Annotated in this window: 7 protein-coding genes; 1 reads left to right on the forward strand and 6 read right to left on the reverse strand. The window is 71.9% G+C overall.

Annotated features, from left to right (window positions below; genetic code table 11):
* Positions 1–41: 41 nt before the first annotated feature.
* The 6 genes from AOJ26_RS07510 to AOJ26_RS07535 form a co-directional block, all read right to left on the reverse strand.
* A complete protein-coding gene (locus tag AOJ26_RS07510) occupies positions 42–1,499 on the reverse strand; it encodes an aldehyde dehydrogenase family protein (protein ID WP_053847400.1) in 1,458 nt (485 codons plus the stop codon).
* Positions 1,496–3,226 carry an N-acyl-D-amino-acid deacylase family protein gene (locus AOJ26_RS07515; RefSeq protein WP_053847401.1) on the reverse strand — a complete coding sequence of 577 codons (1,731 nt, stop codon included), beginning with the start codon at positions 3,224–3,226 and terminating at the stop codon, positions 1,496–1,498. Before AOJ26_RS07515 ends, AOJ26_RS07510 begins: the two co-directional genes overlap by 4 nt.
* Before the next feature lie 94 nt (positions 3,227–3,320).
* A complete protein-coding gene (locus AOJ26_RS07520; RefSeq protein WP_078959788.1) occupies positions 3,321–4,439 on the reverse strand; it encodes an LLM class flavin-dependent oxidoreductase in 1,119 nt (372 codons plus the stop codon).
* A gap of 101 nt (positions 4,440–4,540) precedes the next feature.
* Positions 4,541–5,311 carry an SDR family NAD(P)-dependent oxidoreductase gene (locus AOJ26_RS07525; RefSeq protein WP_053847403.1) on the reverse strand — a complete coding sequence of 257 codons (771 nt, stop codon included), beginning with the start codon at positions 5,309–5,311 and terminating at the stop codon, positions 4,541–4,543.
* 11 nt (positions 5,312–5,322) lie between these two features.
* The gene (locus AOJ26_RS07530) at positions 5,323–6,240 is read right to left on the reverse strand and encodes an LLM class F420-dependent oxidoreductase (protein WP_107092815.1); all 918 of its coding nucleotides are present in this window, start codon (positions 6,238–6,240) and stop codon (positions 5,323–5,325) included.
* Complete coding sequence (locus tag AOJ26_RS07535) at positions 6,237–7,478, reverse strand: amidohydrolase family protein (protein WP_053847404.1); 1,242 nt, start codon at positions 7,476–7,478, stop codon at positions 6,237–6,239. The genes AOJ26_RS07530 and AOJ26_RS07535 overlap by 4 nt, the downstream gene beginning before the upstream one ends.
* A 199-nt stretch (positions 7,479–7,677) precedes the next feature.
* Between AOJ26_RS07535 and AOJ26_RS07540 the strand changes: the two genes are divergently transcribed.
* Positions 7,678–8,764: AfsR/SARP family transcriptional regulator (locus AOJ26_RS07540; RefSeq protein ID WP_234358490.1), on the forward strand; the 1,087-nt coding region annotated here is incomplete at its 3' end.

Below are 8,764 nucleotides of genomic sequence, written 5' to 3' on the forward strand. Positions count from 1 at the left end.
TTACCGGCCAGTTGGCCGAACTCGCGCTCCCGAAGCCCCTCTCACCCCGGCCAGACGATCGACTGCACCTCGCTGTAGGCGTGCAGCGCGTACGACCCGCAGTCCCGTCCCACCCCGCTCCTGCGGAAGCCGCCGAACGGAGCCTCCATGTTCCGGCCGACCGTGTTGACCCCCACTCCCCCGGCCCGCAGCCGCCGTGCCACGCGGAAGGCGCGGGCGACGTCCGCCGACCAGACGTAGTCGATCAGGCCGTAGTCGCTGTCGTCGGCGAGGGCGATGCCCTCCTCCTCGTCGTCGAAGGGCGTCACGGTCACGACCGGGCCGAAGATCTCCTCGCGGACCACGCGCATGTCAGGTCGGCAGTCGACGAGGAGCGTCGGGGCAACGTAGAAACCCCGCTCCAGCGGCGGGCGTTCGCCGCCGGCGGCCACCGTCGCGCCCTCCTTGCGGCCCAGTTCGACGTACGACTCCACCCGCTCCCGGTGCGCGGCCGAGATCACCGGTCCGACGACCGTTCCGGTCTCGCGCGGGTCGCCGACCCTCAACCGGCCGGCGTAGGCCGCCAGTTGCTCGACGAGCCGGTCGTGGACGCTTCGCTGCACCAGCACCCGCGTCGGTGCCGTGCAGATCTGTCCGCTGTAGAAGGAGAAGGTGGTGCCGATGCCGGCCACGGCCGATCCGAGGTCCGCGTCCTCGAAGACGAGCGCCGCCCCCTTGCCGCCCAGCTCCATCAACTGCCGTTTCATGGACCGCCCGCACGCCTCGGCGATGCGCTGTCCGACCGCCGTGGAGCCGGTGAAGCTGACCATGTCGACGTCGGGCGAGTCGACGGCGGCCTCGCCGACCTCCACGGAACGGCCGCTCACCACGTTCACGACCCCGCGCGGCACCCCGGCGGCCTCCAGCGCCTCCGCCATGCGGTACACGGAGAGAGGGTCCTGCGGGGCGGGCTTGACCACCACCGTGTTGCCCATGGCGAGGGCGGGGGCGATCTTCCCGGCGGGGTTGGCCCACGGGTTGTTGTACGAGGTGATGCAGGTGACCACCCCGACGGGCTGCCGGACGGCCAGCGCCCCCATCACCACTGCCTTCCCCATCGGTCCGGCCTCGTTGACCTGCGGCTCGATCGCCCATTCGGCGGGTTCGACCCGGGCGTACCGCCGGAAGCGGGCTGCGGCGACGCCGACCTGCATGCCGCGGGCCACCCCCGTGGTCGCGCCCGTCTCCGCCTGGGCGAGTTCGGCGCACGGCCCGAGCCGGGAACGGATGATGTCGGCGGCCCGCGCCAGCACGGCGCACCGCTCCTCCGGTGCCGTGCGCGACCACGGCCCGAAGGCCTCGCGGGCCGCGGCACAGGCCGCGCGCACCTGATCCCGCGAGGCCTCCGGGGCCAGTCCGACGGTCTCCTCGGTGGCCGGGTCGACCACCGCGTAGTGCCCGGCGTCCGGAGCGACCCACGCACCGCCGACGAACAGCGCCTGCTCCTTCGGCGCACTCACCTGGTGCTCACCGTCCGCGTGTCCCGCCCCGACCGCAGCACCCGGCCCGGCACGGCTCCGCTCACCACGTCGTCCCGGATCGCCTCGACCCCGTTGACCCACACGGCCCGGACGCCGATCGCCTTGGAGTCCAGCCGGGGACTGTCACCCGGCAGGTCGTGCACCAGGGTGGCCGTGCCCGCGGCGATCCGCTCCGGGTCGAAGAGCACGAGGTCCGCATGGAAGCCCTCCTCGATCCGCCCGCGCTCGCGCAGCCCGAACAACTGGGCCGGGTCGTCGGTGAGCATCTTCACGGCCTGTTCCAGCGAGGTCAGCTTCCGGCCGCGCAGACAGTCCCCGAGGAAGCGGGTCGTGTACGGCGCCCCGCACATGCGGTCCAGGTGCGCGCCCGCGTCGGACCCGCCGAGCAGTACGTCCTCGTGCTGCCAGGTCTCGGCACGCAGGGCCCAGGACGCCGGGTCGTTGTCGGTGGGCATGGGCCACAGGACCGTGCGCAGCGAGTCGGCCGCGCAGATCTCCACGAGCGTGGCGAACGGCTCCTGCCCGCGCTCGGCGGCGATGTCCTCCACGACGCGTCCGCTGAGCCCGCGGTTGGTGTCGCTGTAGGTGTCCCCGATGACGTACCGCCCGAAGTTGGTCAGCCGTCGGAAGACGCCGGCCTCCTTGGACCGGGAGTGCCGCAGCAGTTCCCGCTGTACGTCCGGGTCGCGCAGCTTCTCGATGCGCTCGGGGACGGGCAGCGCGAGGACCGGGCCCCAGCCGGGGATGAGGTTCAGCGCGCAGAAGGTGCCCAGGGACATGTTCATCGGGGTGAGGATCGGCATGGTGAGGGCGACGACCCGGCCGCCCGCCTTGCGGGCCCGCTCGCTCGCGAACAGCTGCCTCGGCACCCGTTCGGGGACGGCCGAGTCGATGGTCAGCACGTTCCAGTTCAGCGGCCGTCCGGCCGCCGCGCTCATCTCGACGAACAGGTCGATCTCGGCGTCGCTGAACTGGTCGAGGCAGCCGGCGACGATGGCCTCGATCTGGGTTCCCTCGTGCTCCCCCACGGCCCGTGACAGCGCGAGGAGTTCGGCGGGCAGCGCGTGCCGGGACGCCACGGGCCTGCCGTCGCCGTCGGAGTGCGTGGAGGACTGGGTGGTGGAGAACCCCCAGGCGCCGGCGTCCATCGCCTCGTGGAACAGCCGCAGCATCGCGGCGAGTTGCTCCTCGGACGGCTGGCCGCCGACGGCGTCCGGGCCCATGACGTACCGGCGCAGGGCGCAGTGCCCCACCATGAAACCTGCGTTGACGGCGATGCGGCCCTCCAGGGCGTCTAGGTACTCGCCGAAGGAGTGCCAGCTCCAGGGCGCGCCCTCCTCCAGGGCGACCAGGGACATCCCCTCGACCTTGGACATCATGCGGCGGGTGTAGTCGGCGTCGTCGGGGCGGTCCGGGTTCAGCGGTGCCAGCGTGAACCCGCAGTTCCCGGCGGCGACCGTGGTGACCCCGTGGTTGAGGGAGGGGGTCGCGTACGGGTCCCAGAAGAGCTGGGCGTCGTAGTGGGTGTGGGGGTCGACGAACCCGGGGGCGAGGACGAGCCCGGTGGCGTCCTCGGTGGTGCGGGCCTCTTCGGTGACTTGACCGACGACGGCGATACGGCCGTCCCGGATGCCGACGTCGGCGGTATGGGCAGCCGCACCGGTCCCGTCGACGACGGCCGCACCTTTGATGACGTGATCGAGCATGAACGCTGCCTCCTCCACTCCGGTTGCGGTTGGTTTTCAGGGGCGCGGGGAACTGCGTGACCAGCCCCCACGAACCCGCACCGCCGACGAACGCTCAAGCCCCCTGACGGAACCGTGTAGTCCTGTGCACCGGATCCGTGTCGATCTTCGGGATCACGTGCTCCCCGATGAGACGGATCGTCTGGAGCGTCTCCTCCTTGGGCACCCCCACCGGCAACCCGAAGCTCAACTGGTCCGCCCCGGCCTGCTCCCAGCGCTTGCACTGGCGGACCACCTCGTCGGGGTCCCCGCAGATCAGCAGCTCCTCCTCGATGAGCACCTCGACGAAATCCGCGGTGTACTCGGGCAGCGTCTCGGGCCACACCGGGAACCCCTCGGGCCGCGGGAACGTGTCGTGGTAGCGGAAGACCAGCGAGGGCAGGTAGTGCAGGCCGCCGTGCACCGCGATCTCGACGGCCTCGGCGTGCGTGGGCGCGCAGATGGCGGTCGTCGTCACCATCACGTTGTCGTTGACGAAGTCCCCGATCGGTTCGGCGTCCACGACCGCCGTCTTGTACTGCTCAAGGACCCACTCCATGTCGGAGACCTTCTGCACGCTGAAGCCGAGCACCCCGAGCCCCTTCTTCGCCGCCATGGCGTACGACGGCGGCGACCCGGCGGCGTACCACATCGCGGGGTGCGACTTCCCGTACGGCTTCGGCAGCACCTTGCGCGGCGGCAGCTGCCAGTGCTTGCCCTGGAAACCGGCGTACTCGTCCTGGAGCCACATCTTCGGGAACTCGGCGATGGTCTCTTCCCAGATCTCCTTCGTGTAGTTCATATCGGTCACGCCCGGTATGAACCCGAGGATCTCGTGCGACCCGGCCCCGCGGCCGCTGCCGAACTCAAAGCGGTTGCCGGTGAGATGGTCGAGCATGGCGACCTTCTCGGCGACCTTCACGGGGTGGTTGACCTGGGCGAGCGGATTGAAGATGCCGGAGCCGAGGTGGATGCGCTCCGTGGCGTGCGCCAGGTAGCCGAGGAAGACGTCGTTGGCGGACAGGTGCGAGTACTCCTCCAGGAAGTGGTGCTCGGAGGCCCAGGCGTACTTGAAGCCGGAGCGGTCCGCCTGGATGACGTACTCGGTCTCCTCCATCAGCGCCTTGTGCTCGGCCAGCGGGTCGGTCTCGGCGCGCTTGCCCACGTATCCCTGTACAAAGAGCCCGAATTCCAAGGAGGTTCACCGTCCCCAGTTGTTTCTGACGCTCCGTCAGATGTCCGATCTGCCGCCGACTGTGGCACCGGGCGCACCCGGGGTCAATAGCTGACGGCCAGTCAGATGACGGAGACCCCGGCGAGCCAGCCGCCGTCGATCACGAACGGCTGGCCGGTGATGTACGAGGAGTCGGTGGAGGTCAGGAACAGCGCCAGCCGCGCCACCTCCTCCGGCCGCCCGATCCGGCCGAGCGGCACGAGCTTGCGGTAGAACCGGTCGAGCCCCCGGGAGGCCTCCTCCGCGTCCGCCGACGGGTCCAGGACCGCCGGGTTGGACATCGCGGTGTCGACGGCCCCGGGGCACATGGCGTTGACCCTGATCCCGCGCGGCGCCAGCTCCAGCGCGGCGACCCGGGTGAGCCCGAGGACCGCGTGCTTGGAGGCCGCGTAGGCGCCCACGCCGGCCATCCCGGTCACACCGGTGTAGGAGGCCGTGTTGACGATCGTGCCGCCGTCGGACAGCACCGGACCCACGGTCCTGATCCCCAGGAAGCAGCCGACCTGGTTGACCTGGAGCACCTGCATGAACTCCGTGAGGGGCGTGTCCAGGAGGGAGTTGAAGCGCAGGATGCCCGCGTTGTTGACGAGCCCGTCGACCCGCCCGTACTCCTCGACGGCGACCTCGACCGCGCGCTGCCAGTCCGCCTCCCGGCCCACGTCGAGGTGCACGTACAGCGCCCCGATCTCCTCCGCCAGCGCCTTGCCCTGCGCGTCCAGCACATCGCCCACCACGACCTGGGCGCCCTCCTGACGGAACAGGCGGGCCTCCTGCTCCCCCTGCCCGCGTGCCGCGCCGGTGACGAGGACGACACGTCCGTCCAGCTTGCCCATGCGGTGACTCCTCAGAGGTGGGGGGCGGTGTCGGCGCCGAACGCCGCGATCTGGTCGACGAGTTCGGCGCGGTCGCGGCTGCGGAACCGCACCTGGATCTGGTCCACGCCCATCGCGCGGTAGGCGCGCAGGGACTCGGCGACCGCGTCGGGCGGACCGCTGAGCGTCCGGCGGCCGACGTCCCAGGTGGGGGTGCCGAGGTAGAGCGGCTCGGCGATGGCCCCGACGGTGAACGGCCCTTCGAGGCCCGCCTCCGCCCGCAGCCGCCGTATCCGCTCGATCTGCCCGGGCAGTCTCTCCCGGGGGTCGCCCTGGGGCAGCCAGCCGTCGCCCCTGAGGGCGGCCCGGCGCACGGCGGCCGGTGAGGAGCCCCCGACCCACACCGGGACGCGGGCCTGCGCGGGACGCGGGCGCTGTCCGAGGCCGGCGAAGTCGTAGAGCTTGCCGTGGTGTTCGGGGAACTCCTCGGGGCCGAGGGCGGTGCGCAGGGCGTCGATCGACTCGTCGAGGACGGCCCCGCGCCCGGCGAAGTCGACCCCGAGCGCCTCGAACTCCTCCCGCACGTGCCCGGCGCCGACCCCGAGGATCAGGCGCCCGCCACTGAGGTGGTCGAGGGTGGCGTACTGCTTGGCGGTGAGGAGCGGGTGCCGCAGCCCCACGACGGCCACATGGCTGAGCAGCCTCGCCCGTTCGGTCACGCCCGCCAGGAAGGCGAGGGTGGCGACCGGGTCGTACCAGACCGTGCTCATCGCGGGCGCGAGGCGGCGCGGGACGGCCACGTGGTCGCAGGCGGCGATGTACGCGAACCCGGCGCGGTCGGCGGCCCGGGCCACCTCGACGAGGTCCCCGGGGCCGGCACCTGCCTCCCAGGGCTCGGCGTAGAGGGTGCTCTGCGACTGGACGGGGAGCTGGATGCCGTACTCGGTCACCGGGGACCGTCCCAGAGCCCGTCGGGGGTGAGCCCGAGCAGGTCGATGGCGTTGCCGCGGACGATGCGTTCCACCACGTCGGCGTCCAGGTGTCCCATCTGGGCCTCTCCGACCTCCTTCGACTTCGGCCAGGTGGAGTCGGAGTGCGGGTAGTCGGTCTCGTAGAGCACGTTGCCGACGCCGATCGCGTCGAGGTTCTTCAGGCCGAACGCGTCGTCGAAGAAGCAGCCGTAGACGTGCTCGGCGAAGAGCTCGGACGGCGGGCGGTGGACCTTGTCGGCGACGCCGCCCCAGCCGCGGTTCTCCTCCCAGACCACGTCGGCGCGCTCCAGGATGTAGGGGATCCAGCCGATCTGGCCCTCGGCGTACATGACCCTGAGGTTCGGGAAGCGCTCGAACTTGCCGCTCATCAGCCAGTCGACCATCGAGAAGCAGCAGTTGGCGAAGGTGATCGTGGAGCCGACCGCCGGTGGGGCGTCGGCGGAGGTGGAGGGCATCCGGCTGCTGGAGCCGATGTGCATCGCGACGACCGTGCCGGTCTCGTCGCAGGCGGCGAGGAAGGGGTCCCAGTCGTCGGAGTGCACGGAGGGCAGGCCCAGGTGCGGGGGTATCTCGGAGAAGGCGACGGCCCGTACCTCGCGGGCGGCGTTGCGGCGGACCTCGGCGGCCGCCAACTCGGCGTCCCAGAGGGGGATGAGGGTGAGCGGTATGAGCCGGCCCTGTGCCTGGGGGCCGCACCACTCCTCCACCATCCAGTCGTTGTACGCCCGCACGCACAGCAGGCCCAGTTCGTGGTCCTCGGCCTCGGTGAAGGTCTGGCCGCAGAAGCGCGGGAAGGTCGGGAAGCAGAGGGCGGACTGGACGTGGTTGACGTCCATGTCGGCGAGGCGCTGCGGGACGTCGTAGGAGCCGGGGCGCATCTGCTCGTAGGTGATGACCTCCAGCCTGATCTCGTCCCTGCTGTAGCCGACCGCGGTGTCGAGGCGAGTGAGGGGGCGCTGGAGTCCCTCGTAGAGCCACCAGTCGCCGAGCGGCCCGTCGTCACCGGGGGCGCCCATCACGGGCTTGAACCGGCCGCCCAGGAAGCTGATCTCCTTGAGCGGGGCGCGGACCACGCGCGGTCCGGTGTCCAGGTACTTCTTCGGGAGCCGGTTCTGCCAGACGTCGGAGGGCTCCACCGTGTGGTCGTCGACGGAGATGATCTGCGGAAGTGCCGTCGTGGTCTCCATGGCGCTCACGGTAGCGCCGATCTGACGGTCCGTCAGCTCCGTGGACGGTGGCCGATCGCGACGGTTCGTGTGCGGACGTGTGCGGAGGGCGGGTGAGGGCCTCGTGACATCCCGCGCGTCCTCCTGTGATCAGGCTCTCCACGGCTGACGCATCCGCCGTGGACAAGGCAGACTGACGGGGTTGTAAACAGGCCCTAGGGGGACGGCGATGGACGGTGTACCGCGGGTGCCGGAGCAGAGGCGTCCCGGCTCCCCGGCGGGGGCCGGGCAGGACACGGGCTCGGCGACGGGGGCCGGGCAGCACACGGGCTCGGCGACGGGAGCGGGGCAGGACACGGGCTCGGCGGTCGACACCGGGCAGCACACGGGCTCGGCGGGAGCCGGGCAGCACACGGGCTCGGCGGTCGACACCGGGCAGCACACGGGCTCCGCAACGGGAGCCGGGCAGCACACAGGTCCCGCGGCGCGAGCCGGGCAGCACACACCCCCCGGCCCCCGATCCGCGCCGCACACAAGCCCCGCGGCAGCGTCCGCGCCGTTGCGCTTCAGCGTGCTCGGGCCGGTGCGTGCCCGGCGTGGCGAGGAACTGCTGCACACCGGCTCCCCGCAGCAACGCGCCCTGCTCGCCGCCCTGCTGCTGCGCGAGGGCCGCACCGCGACCGCCGCCGAGCTGATCGCCGCCCTGTGGGGCGAGGAGCCGCCGGACCAGGCGCTGGCCGCGCTGCGCACGTACGCCTCCCGGCTCCGCAAGATCCTCGACCCCGGGACCCTGGTCAGCGAGTCCGGCGGCTACGCGATCCGCGGGCTCGGCGAGGACGCGCTGGACCTCGCCGCCGCCCAGGAGCTCGCCACCGAGGCGGAGAAGGCCAGGAGCGCCGGGGACCTGTGCCACGCGCGGGACGTGCTCACCCGGGCGCTGGCGCTGTGGGACGGCGAGGTGCTCGCGGGCGTGCCGGGACCGTACGCCGAGGCACAGCGCGTCAGGCTGGAGGAGTGGCGGCTGCAACTCCTCGAATCGCGCCTCGACATGGACCTGGAGCAGGGCTGCCACGCGGAGGCGGTCTCCGAGCTCACCGCCCTCACCGCCGAGCACCCCCTGCGCGAGCGCCTGCGCGAACTGCTCATGCTGGCCCTGTACCGCAGCGGCCGGCAGGCGGAGGCCCTCGCCGTCTACGCCGACACCCGCCGACTGCTCGCCGACGAACTCGGCGTCGACCCGCGCCCCGGCCTGCGCGAGCTCCAGCAGCGCATCCTCCGGGCCGACCCCGGCCTCGCGGAGCCCTCCTCCCCGCAGC

The organism is Streptomyces sp. NRRL B-24085 (genome assembly GCF_001282115.1).
Taxonomy (GTDB): domain Bacteria; phylum Actinomycetota; class Actinomycetes; order Streptomycetales; family Streptomycetaceae; genus Streptomyces.

What these genes read in the sequence shown, in the direction of transcription:
- AOJ26_RS07515 (WP_053847401.1), bottom strand. Translation starts at nt 3,226, where the DNA reads ATGCTCGATCACGTCATCAAAGGTGCGGCCGTCGTCGACGGGACCGGT.
- AOJ26_RS07525 (WP_053847403.1), bottom strand. Translation starts at nt 5,311, where the DNA reads ATGGGCAAGCTGGACGGACGTGTCGTCCTCGTCACCGGCGCGGCACGC.